Source organism: Streptomyces sp. NBC_00005, assembly GCF_045160215.1.
Lineage (GTDB): Bacteria > Actinomycetota > Actinomycetes > Streptomycetales > Streptomycetaceae > Streptomyces.
This window is the reverse complement of record NZ_CP108316.1, coordinates 10,278,538-10,299,713: the sequence shown is the minus strand read 5'-3', so window position 1 is coordinate 10,299,713 and position 21,176 is coordinate 10,278,538. Positions and strand designations below refer to the sequence as shown.

The following is a 21,176-nucleotide window of genomic DNA, read 5'->3' as shown; positions in this document are numbered from 1 at the left end:
GACGTCTCGTCAGCGTTCTCGATTCACCCATGGCCGCCACCCTTCAGGGTGAACCGCCGGGCGGCATCGGTCTCTCGGCGGAGGTTCCGGATGCCGTGTCAGCCCGGGGATGTACGCCTTGAGGTTTTCCGGGTCGTCCAGCGCGCTGTACGTGGACTGTCCGTGAGCTGTCCGGGGCGCCCTTCACCTGCACGGCGCGCCCCTGGCTGGACGTCCTACGGGGCGCTTGGGGGCGGCGGTTAGGCTCGATGCATGGGTGATGCCTTGCCTGTGGTGGCAATCTTCGGTGGCCTGGTCGCGGTCCTGTGCGGCTTTGCTTGGCTGGCGTCTCACGTACGTCGACGCGGTACGGCGGGGATGGCCGTTCGTGCGGCTCTGGCGTCGTGGGAGGAGGCGTATCGCGTGACCTCTCACGAGTCCTATCAGGAGATCAAGGTGCAGACCGAACGCAAGGCGCCCCTGCTGTCGCCGGACGGCCACTGGCGACCGAGGGACCGCGACGCCATGCTCGCGGAATCGCGGCCCGGGCAGGCTCTCTCGTCTCGTCCGCGTCGACGGCGTGTGAGCGTCAGGCGCCTTGCTCGACGCCTGCGTCAAGGGCGCTGATCGGAGGACGTCCGCGCAAGCCCACACCCCCTGGTGGCCCAGGACCGAATACTCACACGGGGGCGGCCACGTGGCCCGTCATCCCCGGCCCGCAACCGCGACACTGCGCCCGTGCTCGTGCCACGCCTGCTCCCGCAGGTGCGCCGACAGCAGCAGCTCCACCGCCGTGCAGGCCAGCGCCTCCGCCGCCGCCAGCATCACACGGCGGGCGCGGTCGGAGGACGCCGCAGCGGCGAACTCGGGGGTGTGGTCGGAGCCGTCCGGATCCATGATCGCGACGTAGGGGTGGATCGCGGGAACGCGTCCACTGACGTTGCCGATGTCTGAGGAGCCCAGGTACACACCGGGCCGCGGCGGTGTGACGTCGATGCCGGTGCGCGCCAGGTGGCGGGCGAACCGTCCGGACAGCACCCCGCTGTCGCGGAAGTGCTCGTACGGCGGGGTGGCTCGCCCGAAGGTGACGGTCGTGCCGGTGGCCCGGGCCACACCGTGTGCGCAGGTCAGCAACTCCCCCGACAGTTCCTCCAGGGCGCTGGTCGTCCCGGCGCGCAGGCCGAACAGGCCTTCCGCGTACTCGGGGACGATGTTCGTCGCCCGGCCGCCGTCCGTGATGATGCCCTGGACGTGCGAAGCCTCGGGGAGGCGTCGCCCGACGACGGCGAGCGTGTTGAACAGCTGGATCAGGGCCGCGAGGGCGTCGATGCCCTCGGTGGGGTTCGCGGTGGGGTGCGCCGCGCGGCCGTGGAAGCCCACGCGGTACTGCGTCTGGGCGGTCAGGGGCGCCCACTGCCAACTGTGGACCCCTGGTCGGAACATGAGCGCGGCGTCGACGTCGTCGAACACGCCCGCCTCGGTCTCGACGACCTTGCCGCCGCCCTCCTCCGCGGGCGTTCCCACTGCCCATACGGCCCCTGCGCCCTCCCCCAGCACAGCCCGTACCGCGAGGGCGGCGCCGAGGCCGGCCGCGGCGATCAGGTTGTGGCCGCACGCGTGCCCGAGGCCGGGCAGGGCGTCGTACTCCAACAGGAAGGCCACCGCCGGCCGGCGCACGACTCCCGCCCGCGCCGCGAAAGCGGTGGGCAGTCCGGCGAGATTCCGCTCCACGGCAAACCCCTCGCGTTCGAGCTCGCCGCTCAGCAGCCGGGCCGCCCGGTGCTCCTCGAACGCGTACTCCGGATCGGCGTGCAGGGCCAGGGCGACCTCCCACAGCCGCTCCGCCCGTACGGCCACCTCTCTCGCCACCCGTCCCAGCGCCTCGTCCACCGTGTCCGCCACGCCGGCCTCCCGGGGTGTGCCTCGTCCATCTGCCTTGTCCGTCCCTGTCGTTCGTACGAGTTCCAACACGACGGACTCCCACACCACGGAAGGCCCGGGTGTTGGCCCACGGGGGCGGGGCACTCGAAGCCCGTGCCGGACAGGGCAGGTCACTGGGACAAAGCGGTAGCTCGCGCCATGGGGGACGCAGCCCACGATCTGCGGCGCGAGGCTCATCTGGTACGGCGGTCCGTCCGTGCCACGGCGCGGCCCGCCGCGGCGGTCGGCGGTGTCAGGGTCAAACCGGCCCGCTGATCACCTCACGCCTGAGTGGGGGTCACGAACCGGTCGAGGGCCTTGGTCAGTTCCGTCGGCTTCTCGACCGGGAGTTCGTGGCCGGCGTCGATGATGCGGACCTCGGCGTCCGGGTAGGCCTTCGCCATGCGCAGCATCTGCTGCAACGGCAGCTGGATGTCGTGGTAGCCGTGGATCATGAGGGTGGGTACGCGGATCTCGCCGACCCGGTCGAGGACGTCGAAGGCGCGCATGGCGCCGTAGAGCGTCATGACGACCTCGCGCGGGGTGTCGGCGGAGGACTTGATGTACGCGCGGACCTCGTCACGGGGATGGCCCGGGGCGAAGGCACGCTGGATGTTGGTGGCGACGAACAGCTTGTAGGGGACGAGTGTCGAGGCCGCCATCAGCAGGCCCCTGCCACGGCTGTAGGTCATGCGGGCGATGGAGTCGACCAGTACGAGGCGCTCGACCCGTTCGGGGTGGTCGAGGGTGATGGTCTGGGCGATCATGCCGCCCATCGAGTGGCCTACGAGGACGGCCCGTTCGACCTTGAGGTGGTCGAGGAGGGCGAGGACGTCCGCCGCCAGCTCCGCGACCGTACGCACCCCCGCCCCGCTGCTCTCGCCGTGACCGCGCAGGTCGAGGCGGATCACCCGCCGCTTCTCGGCGAAGTGCGTCATCTGGTGGTCCCAGCGGTGCCGGTTCGCGGTCCAGCCGTGGATGAACACCAGGGGCACGCCGTCGCCGTCGCGAGGGCCCTCGTCGTCGTACGTCAGCGCTGCGCCGTCGACTTCGAGCTGCGGCATGGGTGCCTCCTGGATGCGAACCGGTTACTGGCGAGTACGGTAGCGGTCGCCGGGGTCCTCGTCACCGGCGTTCGCCGAGGAAGTCGAGGATGTGGCCGAAGACGTCGAGGGCGGCGCCCCGGCCGAGGAACGTGTCCAGGTGACCGTAGCCGGGGATCTCGGTGTAGGTGACGTCCAGTTGGGGATGGCGGCGGGCGAGGACGTCGCGGCAGAGCTCCTGGGAGTCCAGCCAGAGGCCGTTGTCGCTGCCCGCCAGGAGCAGGACGGGGGTGTCGATGCGGCCGGCCGCGTCCAGGGCGTTGGGCGGCAGGGCCGCGTAGCGGTGGTCGGTGTCGTGCCAGCGGACCACGGTGCGGGCCAGTTCGATGCGGCGCAGGTGCGGCAGGATCCAGAGGGGTGCGGGGCCGAGGAGTTCGGCCAGCCGGTTGTGCGTGGTCTCGGTCAGGTGCTCGTGGACGAAGAGCGAGGCGCCGGTGCCCCACGCCGAGTGGTGCAGGATCTGGCAGGTGGGGTCCGGGCAGCTCGCCTTGCGGGAGGCCAGCGCGAACAGGGGCGTGTACTTCGACCACAGGCCCACGGTGCGGAAGTCGACGGGGATGTGGTCGATACGGGACTTCAGCAGTTCTCCGGCCAGGGACATGCGCAGCGAGGTGCGGCCCGCGAGCTTCGGCGTCAGGAACACGCCCTGGGACACCACGCCCGCCAGGCCCGGGACCAGGCCCGCCGTCATGCTCAGCGAGAGGGTGAGCGAACCGATGCAGTGGGCCACGGCGAACAGCGGGCGGTCCTCGCCGATGCGGCTGCGGATGTACGAGACGGCCGCGGGGATGTCGTACAGGGCGACGTCGTCGTAGGTGTACTTCTGGCCGGTGTGGTTGTACGGCAGTCGGCAGCTGCCGCGCCAGTCCAGCAGCCACGGCTCGTAGCCGTCGTCGATCAGGACGTCGACGAGGTTGCGGATCTCGGGCACCAGGAACATGTCGGCGGAGGCCGTGTGTCCGTGGAGCAGGAGCACGGCGGGGCGGTGCGGCTCGCCGGTGTCGATGCGGGTGAGGCCGAGCCGGACGCCGTCCGCCGCGTGGAAGGGAATCTCCTCCACGGCCTGCGGGTCCAGACGGTGGTGAAGGGGGCGCAGGGTGGTGGTGCTTCTGACCTTGCGCAGGGCCGGCCTGGTGGTGCGGTTCGTCGTCCTGAAGATCATCGGTTGTGCTCCGTGGGGTTCTGGGTCCGGCGCAGGTCGAGGAGGTCCGCGGCGGCCCGGGTGAAGGGGCCCAGCAGGCCGCGGCCCATCTCGAGGCCGAACCAGGCGAGCCAGGTCAGCTTGGCGGCCCGCTTCTCCCGGCTGGTCAGACGTGGGTCGACCTTGATGCCGTCGATCTGGTCGCGTACATAGCTGTCGGCCGGCACGACCAACTCGCCCGTCAGGAGGGCGGGTTCGCCTTCGCGTCCGATCTCGACGCTCAAGGCGCGGGTCTGACGCCATATGTCGCGGCGGGCGCGGGCGTGCTTGCGGCCCTCCAACCACCAGTTCCCGCCGTCCGCGTCGCGCAACAGCAGCCGGTAGCGCAGGAGTTGGTGGGTCAGGCCGTGGCGTTCGGGGATGCCCTCCTCGGGGCGGATCCACACGTCGCCGCGCTCAACGGTGAGGGGCTCGGGGTGCACCGCCGGGCAGAGGAGTTGCCCGCGTACGTCGATCCGGCGCTCGGTGACCAGCTGGTGCATGCTCGCGATGGAGAGGGTGAGGTTCATCGCGCAGGGGGTGTCGGCCCGGTCTTCGGTACCGGTCGGGCGCACGCTGCCCTCGGTCGTCTCGGCGAACCAGAGATAGGGCTGGTCGTCCTTGTCGGGCAGACGGGCCAGGCCGTCCTCCGCCAGCCGCTCGAACGTCTTCAGCTGTGCGCGGGCGTCGAAGCGGGCTGCGGGTGACAGGCCGAGGGCCTCGACGAGGTGGGCGGTGCGATCGCTCGTGGCCGCCGGCCCCTTGAGCGTCGCCTCGCACAGCTTCAACGCGGTGGGACTCTGCAACACCCGGGACAGGAAGGTCAGTTCGGGTATCGGGTCGGCCTGCAGACGGGCCAGGGCGTCGGCGCGCCACTCGTCCCAGTCCTTGACGCGCACGTGCATCCCGCCGAGCGCCATGTCCTGTACGACGTCGTCGAGCGTGTTGGGTACACCGGTGAGGTTGTAGTCGTAGCCCCACGCGTCGGGTTCGCAGATGACGCCGACCGCGACCCGGCTCACCCAGTCCACCGGGGCGGCGTTGAGGTACCGGAAGGCGGGGACCGTTCGGAAGCGGCCGAAGGCCGAGATCAGGCCGCTGGAGAGGTCCTGGGGGTTGTGGGCGCCGGTCCTGGTGTGGCCGCCGATGCCGCCCGGGCGCAGGGCCGTGACGATCAGGCCGTGGTCGCGGGCGCGCCGCAGGGCGACCTCCGCGGCCCATTTCGTCTGGTCGTAGCCCGCGATGAGGCGGTCGGCGTGTGCAAGGGGGTCGTCCTCGCCCATGGAGGTGATGCCGACCTCGTTGAAGACGGCGATGGAGGAGATGTGGTGCAGCGGTTTGGGGCGGTCGGCCGCCGCCAGTTCGGCCAGGGTGAGGGCGCCCAGGACGTTGCTCGCGCGCAGCGACTGGTAGCCGCGCAGGAAGTCCACGGCCGCGGCCACGCCGACGACGGCGTCCAGTTCGTGGGCGAGCCGGTTCCACATGTCGTCGGGCAGGCCGAGGTGCGGGCTGCGAATGTCGCCGGGCAGCACCGTGATGCGGCGGCGGACCTCCGACGACCAGGGCAGCAGGTGGCCGCGCAGGGCCTCGCCGAGTCGGGTCACGGCCGCTTCCTCGTCGGCGGCGCGGACCAGGCAGTAGACGTGCGCGTCGCTGTGGCGCAGCAGGTCCAGCAGCATGTGGCTGCCGAGGAAGCCGGTCGCGCCGGTGAGCAGGATCCGGCGGGGCGGCAGGGGCTCGGGAGCCGCGGTGAAGGGGAGGCGGTCGGCGAGGGCGAGGTCGGCCAGGATCTGGTCGAGGTCTTCGCGGCGGGCGGTGGTGTGCGGGGCATGGGCGCCGTCGGGGAACCGGGCGGCCGGGAGCGGCGGCGTGCGGGGCGGTGGGACGGGCAGGGCGCGCGGGGCCGGAACCGGGGATATCGGGGTTGCCAGCGTCGGAGCAAGACCGGTTGTCGCGGCCGACGGGGCCTGAGTGGTCACGGTCGGCTCGGCCGGCGGGTGCTCGACGGTGGTGGTCGCCGGGTGCTCGACGGTACTGGCCGTCCGGTGTGCGACGGCGGTGTCCGGCAGGGAAACGGCCCTGATGCCGGGGATACGCGCCCAGTTGCGGGCGAGGCTGCTCGGGCGGGCGTCGGAGAACACCTCGTCGAGATCGACCTCGATGCCCAGCTCCTCCTCCAACTCGGCCACGAGTTCCACCGCGTTCACGGAACTGCCGCCGGCGTCGAAGAAGTCGGTGTCCGGCGACAGGTGTCCCTCGGGCAGATGGCGACCGGCCGCTGCGGCGATGACGGCGGCCAGGACGTCAACGTCCGGGGACGGGAAGGAGGAGGGAAACAGAGACGGGGACAGGGACGGGGACGGGGATGGGCTCGGGGTGGCGTCGGGCGAGCGGTCCGCGGCCGGCTTCCCGGCGGTGTCGGCCGACTCGTCGGCGTCCGCGGCGGCGGCGCCGGGTGCAGATGCGTCACCCGGCATGACCTTCGCCAGCAGGTCGCTCACGCTCAGGCCGCCTCCGCCTCGGCCGCGCTCAATCGACTCCGCCGTCGCCCGCTGACCGGCGTACGCCGACGCGTCGTCGTTCATCTCACGCATGAATGTCCTTCACCATGTCCGCCGTCCCCGTTCCTCGTCCTTTTCCGCATTGCTTCGTCACTGCTGATCGCTTCGTCACTGCTGCCACGAGCGGAACGCGCGCAGGTGTTCCGGTGTGACCACGCACTCCAGCCGCTCGTCGTCCTGCTCTCCCCCGCCCAGGGCGGCCAGCAGTCGGCGGGCCGGTGCGTTGCGGGCGGTGCGTTGCGCGCTCAGGCGGACCTTGGTGCAGCCCGACTCCTCGGCGTGGTCGGCGAGCCACTGCAGCAGGCGTTCCTCGACGCCCCGGCCGAGTGCGCGGCAGCTCAACAGCCAGGCCAGTACGTCGAGCAGGTCGCCGTCTGCGCGCAGGGCGAGGACGCCGATCTGGCCGTAGTCGCCGAAGCGGTCGCGGGCCGCGGCCGTCCACACTTCGCCGTGCTCGCGCCATCGGGTGACGTCGAGGCCGTCGTCGGAGCGCGGGTGGAGGGTGAACTGGTTGGTACGGCGCACCAGTTGCTCGGCCCTCGGGACGTCGGTGGTGGACAGGGGCCGGATGTCGACCTGCAGCTCCAGCCCGTTCAGGAAGTCCTCGAAGCCGGCCTGCTCGCGGGCGGTGTCCCGTTCCCGTTCCTGCTCGTAGAACCGGGCCCGCAGTGCATCCTCGGACGTCGCCGCGGCAGGCACCAGCGGCCACAACCGCCCCAGGAATGCTTCGAGTTCGGGCGTGGGCGGGCACGTCACGGAGAGCACCTGTGGCAGCGTCGAGCGGACCTTGGCGATCTCGGCGGGGTTGTCGTCGAGGAACAGGAAGCTGTCCAGGCCGAGGTTGAGCGTGCGCGCCGCCTCGGCCAGGCGGCCCGGCTTGGGGCCCCAGTCGGCGGAGAGCACGCTGAAGTGTTCCGGCTTCAGCAGGCTGTCCGGGCGGTCCAGGACCGCTCGCACCGTGTCTTCGTCGTTGTTGCTGACCAGCATCAGCAGGGCGCCGGCCGCGCGCCATTCGAGCAGTCGGCGTGCCAGCAGGGCCCGGGGACCGGTCAGGTCCACCGCCTTGGGGCCGATCTCTCCGGCCACGCCGCCCCACAGGGTCTCGTCGCCGTCGACGGCGATCACCTTCGGCGCCGGGCGGCGCACGGCCTGCACGACCTCGGTCAGTCGTAGGGCGACAGCCGCCTGGAAGTGGGGGGTGAAGGGAAGGTGGGCCAGGCGCTCGGTGCGCTCGTCGAAGCGTTCCTCGACGGGGTGCTGCCAGGTCCGGTCGTCGGGGCCCAGTACTGCCGTTGCGGGCAACTCGGCCAGCTCGGCGGCGAGTTCGTGCTCCCAGCGCCTCAAGCGGTCGGGGGTGTGTACGGCGGGCAGGAAGCCGACGATCAGGGGCTTGCGGGTGCGTTCGGCCAGGGCCCGCAGTGCGGTGGGGTAGGCGGTGCGCAGTTCGGCGAGCAGCGCGTCGTCGACGGGCCCGAACCGCTCCAGGTCCACCGCCCGCAGCAGCACCACGCCCACTGCCGTGGCCGGGTCGGCGAAGACGCCGGAAGGATCCTGCAGGCTTGCCAGCACCTGGTGGTACGGGGCTTCCGCGATGGTGGTCGTGCCGCCGTCCGGTGCCCCGTCGTTGAGGGCCGCCTCGCACATCAGCGGCAGGTTGCCGAGGGCGAAGGTCGCCGCGAGGGCGAGTGCGGGACGCGGGGCGGCCGGTGGTTCGGCTGCCGTAACGGTCTCCGGGCCGGGAACCGCCAGTTCGGCGGCCGGCGTTGCACGCACCGTTCGGGAGGCGTCCTCGGCCGTCTCCGCGAGCAGCTGCACCAGTTGCTCCCCCAGCCCGGTGGCCGCAGCCGAGTCCAGGATGTCGAGGTTGTGGTCGAGTCGGATGCGGCCCACGTCCGGGGTCACGGTGATCATGAGGTCGAGGTCCGAGTAGCCCGTCCCCACCGGCAGGACGTCCAGGCCGTTGAGGCTGCCCGCGGCACGGACGTAGTTGAAGTACACCTCCACCAGCGGCGCGTCGGCGCGGTACAGGCCCTGCTTGGCGAGCACCGGCAGGACGTCCGAGAACATGGCGCCCTTCGTGAGGATCTTCGCCAGCCGGCTGTCGGTACGGCGCAGCACTGCCTCGACCGGCTCCTGCGCCCGCGCCTCGGCCGGGAACGGCACCGGTACGCCGAAGAAGCCCAGCGCGTCGTACGCGTCGGCGTGGATGCGGGTGTCGACCGGCACGGCGAGGACGAAGCGTTCCCGCTCCCGCAGCCTGGCCAGCAGCACGGTCAGGGTGCCCAGGCAGAACGCGGCGGGTGTGACGGCGAGCCTGCTCGCGGCCGTCGACACTCGTTCCATGAGCCCGTCGGGGATCGGCACGCTCACACTGCCGGCCCGGTACGAGCGTGCGGCCGGACGGGCGTGAGCGAGCGTCAGGTCGAGGCGCTCGCTGCCCTGGAAGGCCTCGCGCCACTCCGCCGCACCGGCTGCGGGTCCTTCCCCGGGCTGCTGGGCCTCGATCAACAGGTCCATGTCGCGGTTGGTGACCGTGTCGGCGAGGGAGGTGCCGGACAGTTCGGTGTCGATCGCGGCCGCGACCAGCAGCAGGGACTGCAGGTCACTGACGGCGTGGTGGGCGCCGTACAGGAGGATCTGGCCGCGCTCGCCGCCGTCGAGGAGTTCGAACCTCCACAGCGGGGGCTCTGCGAGGTCGAAGGGCGGTTCGAGCAGGTGGCGCAGCCGGTCGGCGGCGTCGAGTTCTTCGGTTGCGGGTACGGCCGTCCAGCGCAGCGGCGGCTGTGCGAGCTCCCGCCGCACCCGCAGCTGCCTGCCTCCCTCGTCGCCGGTGACGATCGCGGTGCGCAGCGCCGCGTGGCGGCCGGTCAGGCGGGTGAGGATGTCGGTCAGTGTGGTGCGGGTGGTGGGGGTGGTGAGGCGTACGGCGAGGCCGACGGCGTGGGCCGCGGGCGGCATGCCGGGCCGGGCGCTGCGCAGCAGGCGGACGACGTCGCGGGTGGCCGGGCGCTGTTCGCTCTCGGGCACCTCGGTGACCGTTTCGGCCTGTCGGGCGCGGGTGTTGCGTTCGGGCAGGGCGGTGGCCAGGGCTTGTGCGACGCCTCGGATGTCGGTGGCCGAGAAGAGTGCGGCGGACGGGAGTTCGGCGCCCAGTTCGCGGGCGAAGGCGTTGCGCAGCCGCACGAACATGAGGGAGTCCAGGCCCAGTTCCTTCAGGGCCGTGGTCGCGGAGGCGTCAACGGTGCCGCCGGAGACCTGGCCGACCCTGGCGCGTACGTACGCCTCGAGTCGTTCGGCACGCTCCTCGTCCGTCGTCGCCCTGAAGACGCGCTCGACGAGGTCGTCGGAGCCCGCCGTGCCGGTCGGGACGGTGATCAGGTCGGCCAGGAGGGGACGGGTGCGTGCGGCGTCGGGGTCGAGGGCCAGCAACTCCCAGTCGAGGGCGAGGGGGGCGAGTTGGCGGCGCTGGGTGGCGAGGACCCGGTCGAACAGTTCGCCGCCCTCCGCGGGGGTGAACGCGACGAGGCCCGACCGGCTGGTTTCGGCGGCCCGGGTTGCGGAGTCGGCGACCATGCCGACGCCCGTCCACGCGCCCCAGTCCAGGCTCAGTGCCCGCCTGTCTTCAAGGCTGAGGTGGTGGGCCCAGGCGTCGAGGAAGGCGTTCGCGGCCGAGTAGGGGCTCTGGCCGGCCGAGCCCAGCAGGCCGGCCGCCGAGGCGAACAGGACGAGGTTCTCGGCCTCGGGGGCGAGTTCGGTGAGCAGGGTGGTACCCAGCACCTTGGGGGCCAGGACATTCAGGACGCGTTCGTCCGTCAGGTTCGCCACCGTGGCGTCGTCCAGGACACCGGCGGTGTGGACGATCGCGGAGATCGGGCCGGCTTCCTGTCGTACGGCGTCCAGGGCGGCCGTCAGGCCGTCGCGGTCGGCCACGTCGGCGTGGGCGAGGAGCACGGCGACGCCGCGCTCCTGCAGGCCCGTGATCCAGGCCGCCGCTTCCGGGGTCGGTGCGCTGCGGCCCAGCAGGGCCAGTTGCCGGACGCCGCGCCGGATCAGCCGCTCGGCGACGATGCGGCCGAGACCGCCCAGACCGCCGGTGATCAGGTGGACGCCGTCCGGGGTGGCGGCGCCGGGTGCGCTGTCGTCCGGGCGGGTGCGGGTCAGGCGCGGCACCATGCGGCCCGCTGCGCGCAGGGCGACGAGCCGTTCGTTGTCGGCGTGGCGCAGCTGCGTCCAGAGGGCGTCGACGCCGTCCGTCGGCGGCAGGTCGATCAGCGTGGTCTTCAGCTCGGGGTGCTCCTGGGCGAGCGCGAGCCCGAAGCCCCATGCCAGGGCCTGCTCGGGGCGGGTCACCTGCGTGCTGCCGTCGGCGGCCTGGCTGCCCCGGACGACGGTGAACAGGCGGGGAGCCGGCCCCTTGGCCCGGTCGGCCAGCGTGCGTACCAGGTGCAGCGTGCTCAGGCAGCACAGTCGGGCCGCTTCCCGGGCGGTGCCGGGGTCGCCGATCGCCGGGGCGTCGAGCGCGGACAACTGCACGATGCGCTCGGGCGCCCCGTCCTCGAAGGCGTCGTCGAACAGGCGGTTCAGGTGCTGCGGATCGGCCGGGTTCAGCACGTACCGGCCGGGCCCCTGGACGCCGTATGCCTCACCCGGGCAGGCCATCACATGGGGCACCGAGGCAGCCGAGAGTCGGTCGGCGAGGTCGTCGGCGACTCCCGTCCGGTCCGCCAGGATCAGCCAACTGCCCTGCGCGGGCGCCTGTTTGGCCGGCGGGCGCGGCTGCCAGCTGGTCTCGAACAGTGCGCCGTCCAGTGGGGAGAGCGCGGCGAGTTCGAACTCCTCGACACAGAGCAGGAGTTGCTCGTCCTCGTCGTACAGTCGCAGGTCGAGTGTCGCCCTGTCACCGTCCACGGAGCGCAGCCGGCACGTCGCCCAGACGGGAGTTGTCCCGCGTCCGGTGAAGCGCAACCGTCCGGCTCCGGCGGGCACGAAGGCCCGGCCCGCGGGCGCGTCGTGCGGCAGGGCGGCCGTGTGGAAGGCGGCGTCGAGGACCGCGGGGTGCAGCAGATGCCCGGCGGCGGGCCTCGGGGCAAGCCGGCCCCATGCGGTCGAGTCCGCGGCACGGCCCTGCTCCAAACCACGGAAGGCCGGGCCGTATTCGATCCCGAGGGCGGCGAGCCGGGTGTAGACGGCGGACATGTCGGCGTCCTCGCGGCATTGTTCGCGCACGGCGGTCGGCGAGGCGCCCCCATCCGGTGCGCAGTCGCCGCTCGCGGAGGTGACGCGCCCGGTGACGTGCCGCTCCCACCTCGCGGAGGTCGCAGCCGACGCGATGGTGAAGTGCCGCGAGCCGTTTTCGGCGGGCCGCAGGACCAGTTGCAGCCGGACCGGCTTGTCCGGGTCCAGACGCAGCGGCTGGTCGAACCTGACGTCGGCCAGGGCTACTTCACCGCCGTCCTGTACCGCGGACGCCGCTTCGAGCGCCATGTCCAGGAAGGCTGCGCCGGGCAGCCAGACCTCGCCGGTGACGCGGTGGTCGGTGAGATAGGCGAAGCAGGCGTCGCGCAGGTCGATCTCGGTCTGGAAGAGGTGGCGGTCCGGCTCGTCGCTGGCCTCGATGTGCGCGCCCAGCAGCGGCGAGATGGCGCTCGCCGGGGAGGCCGGTGTCCGCCAGTGGCGTTCGCGGGCGAAGGCGTACGTGGGCAGGTCGACGCGGCCGCCGGCCGGGAAGAGGGCCGGCCAGTCGGGGGTGTGCCCGGCCGTGTACAGCTCCCCCACCCTGCGCAACAGGACGTCGAGCCCGCCCTGTTCACGGCGGAGGGAGGCGATGCTCACGGCGTCGACTCCGGCGGCGGCGGCGACCGCCTCGATCGAGGAACCGAGCGAGGGATGCGGACTCAGCTCCACGAAGTACCGGTATCCGTCGTCCAGCATCCGCCGGATCGTGTCGCCGAAGCGGACCGGTTCGCTGAGGTTTTGGTACCAGTACCCGGCCTCCAGTCGATCTCCCGGCACGGGCTCCGCCGACACGGTCGAGTACAGCGGCACCTCGGCCGGCACGCCGCGGACGGTGCGCAACCGGTGGAGCAGTTCGTCTCGCACCGGTGCCATCAAGGGGGTGTGCGAGGCGAACGGAGTTGTCAGCCGCCGGGCGGGGATCTGCTGCTCCTGACACTGGTCGAGCAGGTCGGTGAGGGCGTCCGCGGCACCGGAAACGGCCGTGGACTGCCCGCTGTTGACCGCCGCGACGAACAGCCGCCCCGCATACGGCTCCAGCAGTTCCTGCACCCGCGTGCGCGGGAGTTCCAGGGCGAGCATGCCGCCCTCGCCCACCAGCGGTACGACCGCCTGGGCCCGGCCGCACACCACCGCGACGGCGTCGTCCAACGACAGGGCGCCCGCGCTGTATGCGGCGGCGATCTCGCCCAGGCTGTGTCCGACCACGGCGTCCGGTGCGACGCCGAGTGCGCGCCAGGCGGCGGCCAGTGCCGCGTTGACGGCGAACAGCGTCGGCTGCAGGAACTCGGTCCGGCCCAGCGGGGCGATCTCTTCCGGCGCGCGCAGGACGTCGAGGACCGACCAGCCCGTGTGCCGGTGGACGGCCTCGTCCACGCGGGTCAGCTCCTGCCGGAAGACTTCCGAGCCGGCCATCAACTCCAGGCCCATGCCCGGCCATTGGCCGCCGTGCCCGGCGAACACGAATGCCACCTTGCCCGACGGCTCCTCGCGAGGCGCCGCCAAGGGCCTGCGTCCACCGGCCAACTCGTTGAGCTCGGCCAGCAGTTCGTCCCGGTCACCTGCCACCACCGCCGCACGCCGCTCGAAGTGGCTGCGGTGCTGCGCGAGTGTGTAGGCCACGTCCGACAGTGCCGCGTCCGACAGTGCCACGTCGCCGGTCAGGTGTTCGGCGAGCCGTGCGGCCTGCCCCCGCACCGCATCCTGGGTGCGCGCGGACAGCACGAACAGCCCATTGACCGGGGCGGGTTCGTCCTTCGCAGCCGTCCCCTCGGACCTCGGAGCCTCCTCCACGATCACGTGTGCGTTGGTTCCGCTGATACCGAAGGCGCTCACACCGGCACGCCGAAGCCGCTCACCGGCCGGCCAGGCCACCGCTTCCTGGAGCACGTGCAGCCCGCTGTCGGCCCAGTCCACGTGGTGGCTGGGCGTGTCGGCATGCAGCGAGCGGGGCAGCATCCCGTGCCGCAGCGACTGGATCACCTTGATCAGCCCGGCCACGCCCGAAGCCGCCTGCGCGTGGCCGATGTTGGACTTGAGCGAGCCCAGGTACAGCGGCCGGTCGGCGGGGCGCGAGTCGCCGAAGACCTCCGCGAGGGCGTTCGCCTCGATCGGGTCGCCGAGTGTGGTGCCCGTCCCGTGCGCCTCGACATGGTCGATGTCGGCCGGGCCGAGTCCGGACAGTTCCAACGCCCGCCGGATCACCTGTTCCTGCGCCGGGCCGTTCGGCGCGGACAGCCCCTGGCTGCGGCCGTCCTGGTTGACCGCGGTGCCGCGCAGCACGGCCAGCACCTCGTCCCCGTCGCGGCGGGCATCGCTCAGCCGCTTCAGTACGACCATCCCCGCACCCTCGGCCCAGACCGCGCCGTCAGCGGCATCCGAGAACGAGCGGCACCGGCCCGTCGGGGACAGGCCGCGCAGGCGGCTGAACTCCACGAAGGTCTGCGGGGTGACCATGAGCGTCACCCCGCCCGCCAGGGCGAGTTCGCACTCGCCCGCGCGCAGCGCCTGCGCCGCCAGGTGCACCGCCACCAGGGAGGACGAGCAGGCCGTGTCCACCGTCAGGGCCGGACCGTTCAGCCCGAGCGTGTAGGCGAGGCGGCCCGAGGCCACGCTCGAGGCTGAGCCGGTGCCGACGTAGCCGTCCAGCTGGTCGAGGCCGGCCCCGGCCAGGTAGTCGCCGGCGAACATGCCGACGTACACACCCGTCGTGCTGCCGGCCAGTTCGGCGGGCACGATCCCGGCGCGTTCCACTGACTCCCAGGCCGTCTCCAGCAGGAGCCGCTGCTGCGGGTCCATGGCCGCCGCCTCCTTCGGCGTGATGCCGAAGAACGCCGCGTCGAAGGAATCGATGTCGTCGAGGAAGCCGCCTTCGCGGGCGTACGACTTCCCCGGCGCCTCCGGGTCGGGGTCGTACAGCGACTCCACGTCCCAGCGCCCGGCCGGGAACGGGCCCACCGCGTCGCGGCCCTCCGCGACCAGCCGCCACAGCGCCTCCGGAGAGTCGACCGCGCCCGGCAGGCGGCAGGCCGTGGCGATGACGGCCACGGGCTCGTCGGAGGCGGGTGTCGTCGTGCGGGCCTGCTGCGCGTCCGGCGCGGTCCGGCGGAGCTTGCCGCCGTGCGGTGCGAGCGCGGTGGCCAGCAGATGGTCGGCGAGGCGGGCGGGAGTGGGGTGGTCGAAGAGCAGGGTGGCGGGAAGCCGGGCGCCGATGCGGGTGCTGAGGCGGTTGCGCAGGTCGACGGCCGTCACCGAGTCCATGCCGAGGTCGCGCAGCGGCTGGTCGGGGCGGACGGACTGGGCCGAGGGCAGACCCAGGGCGCGGGAGGCCTCCTCGCACACCAACTCCCGTACCCGGGCGGCGCGTTCGGTCTCCGGCAGCCGGGCCAGCCGGTCCGCGAGACCGTGGCCGGCCTGCTGGCCGGGGTGGGGCGAGGGCAGGAGGGAGGTCCACAGCGCGCCGGTGGCCGCCGGGTTGTCGCGCAGGCGGGACAGGTCCAGGGCCCAGGCGAGCAGGTGCGGGGTGCCGCGGCGCAGGGAGAGTTCCACGAGGGCGCGGCCCTGCTCGCCGGTGAGGGCGCGGTGGCCCAGGCGCGCCATCCGCTCCAGGTCGGCATGTTGGGCGGCAAGTCCCTCGCCGGCCCAGGCGCCGAAGGAGAGCGAGGTGGCGGGCAGGCCCAATGCCCGGCGGTGGTGGGCCAGTTGGTCCAGGTAGACGTTGGCCGCCGCGTAGTTGGCCTGCCCCGCATTGCCGACGACGCCCGCGGCCGACGAGATGAGCAGGAACAGCTCCAGCGGCAGCTCGGCGGTCAGCCGGTGCAGGTGCGCGGCGCCGTCGACCTTGGGGCGCAGCACCTGCGCGAGACGTTCGGGAGTCAGCTCGGCGATCACGCCGTCGGCCAGGACTCCGGCGCAGTGCACCACGCCGCGCAGCGGCAACGCCTCGCCGACGTCGGCGAGTACGCCGGTCAGGGCGGTCGCGTCCGCGACGTCGCAGGCGACCACCACGGCCTCGGCCCCGAGTGCGGCCAGCTCCGCGACGACCTCGGCAGCCCGCACGTCCGCGCTTCCCTGACGAGACGTCAACAGCAGCCGGGGTACGCCCTGTTCGGCCAGCAGGCAGGCGATCTGCCGCCCGACCGCCCCCAGGCCGCCGGTGATCAGCACCGTGCCGTCGGTGGGCACCAGGGTGGGACGGCCGACGAGGTCGAGGACGACGGGGCGGCCGGACGCCTTCCGACGGCGTACCGCCTCGCGCGCGGCGGTGACCGGGAAGACCTGCGGACGCACGGGTGCGTCGACGGCGGCGCGCAGGGCCTGGGCGGCCGCCTCTGCGCCGTCGGCTGCGTCCGCGGGCAACACGGCGGCCGCGGTCGTGAACGGCAGGTCGTCCGGGAGCACGGCGATCAGCCGCGCGTCCGCGACCAGCTCGGACCCCGGCTCGGCGTCGGCGAGGACGGCCACCCGTGTACCGCGCGCGAGGCCCTCGACCTCGGGGCCGACCTCGGTGAGTACGCCGGCGCAGGGAATGTGTGTGGGATGCAGGCCGATGGCGTGCACCTCGATCCGCACCTGGGTGGCACCGAGCGCCGGACGCGTCACCGCGCCCAGGGTGACGTCGGCCGGGAGGCCGGTCAGTTCGTAGCAGTCTCCGGCGGGGATCCGCAGTTTGTCGGCCGGGCGGGCGCGCAGCAGGCGCGGGGCGAGCAACACGCCCCGTCGCAGGGCGAGTTCGGGTTCATCGGCGTGAGCGACGGCGGCCGCCACCGCCATCGCGGAATCGGCGCCGCCGCCTATGTGTATGTCTATGTCGAGCAGGGTCAGTCCGAGGTCCGGGTGCTCGCTGCGGGTGCTGCGGGCCAGGCCCCACAGGACCGACTGGGCCAGGCCCGGCACCGTGTCGGCGTCGCCGGTGGCGACGGCGCCGCGGGTCACCCAGACGGTCCGCGCCGGCGCCTCGTGGGGTGCGAGGGCGACGAGCTCCTGCACCTCTTCCAGGGCGGCGGCCGCCAACTCGCCCGCAGCAGCGGCCGGTTCGGCGTCCGCTGCCGGGCTCGGCCAGAGCCGTACGACGACGTCGGCTCCCGACTCGGTCATCTCGACGCCGGCCGCCGTGAAGCCGCGTACGATCGCCGCGACCTGCGGGTCCGAGCGATCGCCGATCACGGTCCAGGACGTCGGCTCGTCGCCGGCCGGTGCTTCGGGCAGCTCCGTCCACGCCACTTCGTACAGATGCCGGGCGTTCTCCGAGCCCGCTCGCAGGTCCGCAGGGTCGGCGGCTCGCAGCCGTACGCCTTCCAGACGGCCCGCCGGAACACCGTCCGCGTCCCACAGCGTCACGTCCAGGACGAGGTCCGTCCCGGAGCCACCGGTCCGCCGCACCACCGCCGTCAGCTCGTTCGCCCCGCCCGGCGGGAGCGCACAGCGGCCCACCGCCACCGGCAGCAGCACCCGCCCGGCGTTCGCGTCGAAGGCGGCGGCCACCTGCAACGCCGCGTCCAGCAGCGCCGGATGGACCGGATACGCCTCGGCCGTCTCCCCCGTCACGGGTGGCAGCGTGAGGCGCGCCAGCAGCTCGTCGTCGCCGGTCGCCGTCACCGACCGAACGCCCCGGAAGGCCGGGCCGTAGCCGAGCCCGTGCGCGGCCAGCCGGTCGTACGTCTCCTCGCTCCAGGTCTCCTGCGCCGCCTGCGGCCACACCGGTGGCGAGGCGCTCGCTTCCGGGCCCGGTTCGGCCGCCGAGGCGGTGGCGTGCAGGGTCCAGCCCACCGTCTCCTGGCCGCGCGGGCGGCTGTGGACGGTGATCTCCGGTACCGGGGCGGAGTCGTCCACCTCGACCGACACCTCGACCGTGCCGGAGGCGGGCAGGGTCAGGGGCGCGAGCAGCAGCAGGTCGGCAAGGTCGTCAGGAGCATCGGGGCGGGTCACGGCGAGCGCGGCGCGGCACAACTCCATCAGGGTGGTGCCCGACACCACGGTCTGTCCGAACACGGTGTGGTCCGGCAGCCAGGCTGCGGTGGCCGGGGACCACTCGTTGCGGAAGGTCCAGTGGGATGCGTCGGCCGACTGCAGCTGGATGCCGAGGAGCGGATGGGCGGCGCGGTCGAAGAGGGCGGGGCCCGCTGCCGCGGTGTCGGGGTCGGTCCAGTGGCGCTGTGCGTCCCAGGCGTAGGTCGGCAGGTCGGTGGTCGTGATGTCGGGGACCAGCCGTCGCCAGTCGATCGGGCGGCCCTGCACGTGCAGTTCGGCGGCCGCACGGTCCAGGCAGGCGGGTCCGGGTTCGTCGCGGCGGAGCGATCCTACGGCGACCAGGTCATGGCCGTGGTCCTCGCCGACGGTGGTGACGGCGGTGAGCAGGGAGGGGTGGGGACTCAGTTCGACGAAGCAGCGGTAGCCGTCGGCCGCCATGCGCCGCACGGTCGGCCCGAAGCGGACCGGCTCGCGCAGGTTGGTGTACCAGTAGTCGGCCTCCAGCTCTTCGGTGACCGGTTCGCCGGTGACCGTCGAGTACCAGGCGACGGACGTCTCATTTGTGGTGACGCCGTCGAGCTCGTCGAGGATCGTCGCGCGGACCGGGTCCACGTGCGCGCTGTGGGAGGCGTAGTCGACGTCGAGGCGGCGGGCGAACACCTGTCGCCGGTCGAGGTCGGCGAGGAAACTCTCGAGCGGTTCCACATCGCCGGCGACCACCGTGGAGCGGCCGCTGTTCACCGCGGCGACCGATACCCGCCCGTCCAGTTCGGCGAGTTGGGCCTCGACCTCGGTGTGCGGGAGGGCGACGACCGCCATGGTTCCGGTGCCGGACAGGTCGGTCAGGGCCTGGCTGCGCAGCGCGACCACGGCGGCGGCGTCGTTGAGACTGAGTGCCCCGGCGACACAGGCCGCGGCGACCTCGCCCTGGCTGTGCCCGATCACCGCGTCCGGTCGTACGCCACGCGCCCGCCACACGGCGGCCAGGGACACCATCACGGCGAACAGGACCGGCTGGACGACGTCCACGCGCTCCAGGGACGGGGCGCCGGCATCGCCGCGCAGGACCGAGGTGACCGACCAGGTGGTGAACGGGCGCAAGGCCGCGTCGCAGCGGTCGAGTTCGTCGGCGAACACCGGATCGCTGTCGAGCAGATCGCGGGCCATGCCCGCCCACTGGGCGCCCTGGCCGGGGAAGACGAAGGCCAACTTGCCGGTCGGGAAGGCCTGTTGGGGGCCGACCGTCAGGTCCGGGTCCGGCTCGGCCGCCGCAAGTCCCCGCAGGGCGCCGAGCAGTTCGTCGCGGGAGCCCGCCTGTACGACGGCCCGGTGCTCGAAGTGCGTGCGGTGGTGGGTGAGCGTCGACGCCACGGCGGGCAGCGGCAGTTGAGGGTGCCGGGCGAGCGCCTGCTGGAGGGCGTCCGCCTGTCCCAGGAGGGCCTGGGGGGTGCGGGCGGAGAGCGGGAAGAGGGTCGTCTGCCCGGTCGGCCGGTCGTCGCTGGGCTGCGCCGGGTCCTCCGGCGCCTCCTCCAGGACCACGTGCGCGTTGGTCCCGCTGATCCCGAACGCGCTCACGCCGGCCCGCCGTACCCGCTCTCCGTCCCGGGGCCAGTCCCGGGGGTCGGTGATGACGCGCAGACTGCTGTCCGCCCAGTCGACGTGCCCGGTCGGGGTAGCCGCGTGCAGGGAGGCCGGGAGCACGCCGTGCTGGAGCGCCAGCACCGTCTTGATGATGCCGCCTATGCCTGCCGCGGCCTGCGCGTGACCGATGTTGGACTTGAGCGAGCCGATGTCGAGCGGCCGGTCCTCGGGCCGTCCCGGTCCGAAGACGGCGGCCAGCGCCCGGACTTCGATGGGGTCGCCCAGGGGCGTGCCGGTGCCGTGGGTCTCGACATGGTCCAGGTCGCCGGGGCCCAGCCCGGCCGCGTCCAGGGCCGCGCGCAGCACCCGCTCCTGCGCCGGGCCGCTCGGGGCGCTCAGTCCCTGGCTGCGCCCGTCCTGGTTGATCGCGGAACCCTTGACCACGGCGAGGACGCGGTCGCCGTCCCGGCGCGCGTCCGCGAGCCGCTTGAGCAGCACCAGGCCACAGCCCTCGGCCCACACCACGCCGTCCGCGTCGGCGGAGAACGGACTGCACCGCCCGGATCGCGACAGCCCGCGCAGCCTGCTGAACTCGACATGCGCGCGCGGCGTCACCAGCAGCGACGCACCACCCGCCAGCGCAAGGTCGCACTCGCCTCCCGCCAGCGCCCGCGCCGCCAGATGCAGGGCGACGAGCGAGGACGAGCAGGCGGTGTCGACGGTGACCGCCGGTCCCTGCAGGCCCAGGGAGTAGGCAATGCGTCCCGAGGCCACGCTGGACGCCGAGCCCGTGCCGACGTGACCGTCGAGCTGCCCCAGCGAGGCCGAGGCGAGGTACCCGCTGTCGTACAGGCCGACGTAGACGCCGGTCGAGCTGCCGTTCAGCGTTCCCGGCACGATCCCGGCGCGCTCGATCGCCTCCCAGGACGTCTGCAGCAGCAGCCGCTGCTGCGGGTCCATGGCCGCGGCCTCGCGCGGGGAGATCCCGAAGAAAGCCGCGTCGAAACGGTCGATGCCGGTCAGGTAGCCGCCGCGCAGCGAATACGCCGTGCCGGTGGCCTCCGGGTCGGGGCCGTGGAGCCCCCGGGTGTCCCAACGGCCCGGCGGCACTTCGGTGATGACGTCCTCACCGGCGGCCAGCAGCCGCCACAGCGCCTCGGGGTCATCGGCGCCGCCCGGGAACCGGCAGGCCATGGAGATGATCGCGATGTCGTCGTCCACCCGTGCGGACATCTCGCTGCGCACCGGGCCGGTCGCCACCGTCACGGTGTGCGGATCAGCGAGCACCGCCTCGGCGAGCGCCGCGACGGTCGGGTGGTCGAAGACCAGCGAGGGGCTCAGCGGCCGGCCGGTCCGGTCGGACAGCTGCGCCGCCAGAGCCACCAACTGGCGTGAACCCAGGCCGAATTCCGCGATCGGCCGGTGCGGGTCGACGGTCAGCGGGTCGAGCCCGGCCACCTCGGCGACCGAGGACACCAACCAGGCCCGCACGCTCTCCGGTGTGGTGAGGGACGGCTCGGCGGGCAGCTTCGTGGACTCGTTCGCAGGCATCGGGGCAGGTGTCCTCGTGAACTCGGGCTCGGTGTGTTGTCCGTACGAGCGATCCGGCCGACACGGGCGGCGCCTCGGTGACATGCGCGACGCACGGCC

The 21,176-nt window shown here is 73.0% G+C and carries 5 protein-coding genes; all 5 read right to left on the bottom strand.

Features of this window, described 5'->3' with window-relative positions; genetic code table 11:
* Positions 1-684: 684 nt before the first annotated feature.
* The 5 genes from OG303_RS46990 to OG303_RS46970 all read right to left on the bottom strand — a co-directional run bounded on the left by OG303_RS46990 (position 685) and on the right by OG303_RS46970 (position 21,077).
* A complete protein-coding gene (locus OG303_RS46990) occupies positions 685-1,881 on the bottom strand; it encodes an amidohydrolase (RefSeq protein ID WP_405876182.1) in 1,197 nt (398 codons plus the stop codon).
* A 299-nt stretch (positions 1,882-2,180) separates the two neighbouring features.
* Positions 2,181-2,963, bottom strand: a complete 783-nt coding sequence (locus OG303_RS46985) for an alpha/beta fold hydrolase (RefSeq protein WP_405876181.1) — start codon at positions 2,961-2,963, stop codon at positions 2,181-2,183.
* Positions 2,964-3,024: 61 nt separating this feature from the next.
* Positions 3,025-4,164 carry an alpha/beta hydrolase gene (locus OG303_RS46980; protein ID WP_405876180.1) on the bottom strand — a complete coding sequence of 380 codons (1,140 nt, stop codon included), beginning with the start codon at positions 4,162-4,164 and terminating at the stop codon, positions 3,025-3,027.
* On the bottom strand, positions 4,161-6,776 hold the full coding sequence (locus OG303_RS46975) for a thioester reductase domain-containing protein (RefSeq protein WP_405876179.1): 2,616 nt from the start codon (positions 6,774-6,776) through the stop codon (positions 4,161-4,163). The genes OG303_RS46980 and OG303_RS46975 overlap by 4 nt, the downstream gene beginning before the upstream one ends.
* A gap of 75 nt (positions 6,777-6,851) precedes the next feature.
* Entirely contained in the window at positions 6,852-21,077 is a 14,226-nt protein-coding gene (locus OG303_RS46970) for an SDR family NAD(P)-dependent oxidoreductase (protein ID WP_405876178.1), read from the bottom strand.
* Positions 21,078-21,176: the final 99 nt, after the last annotated feature.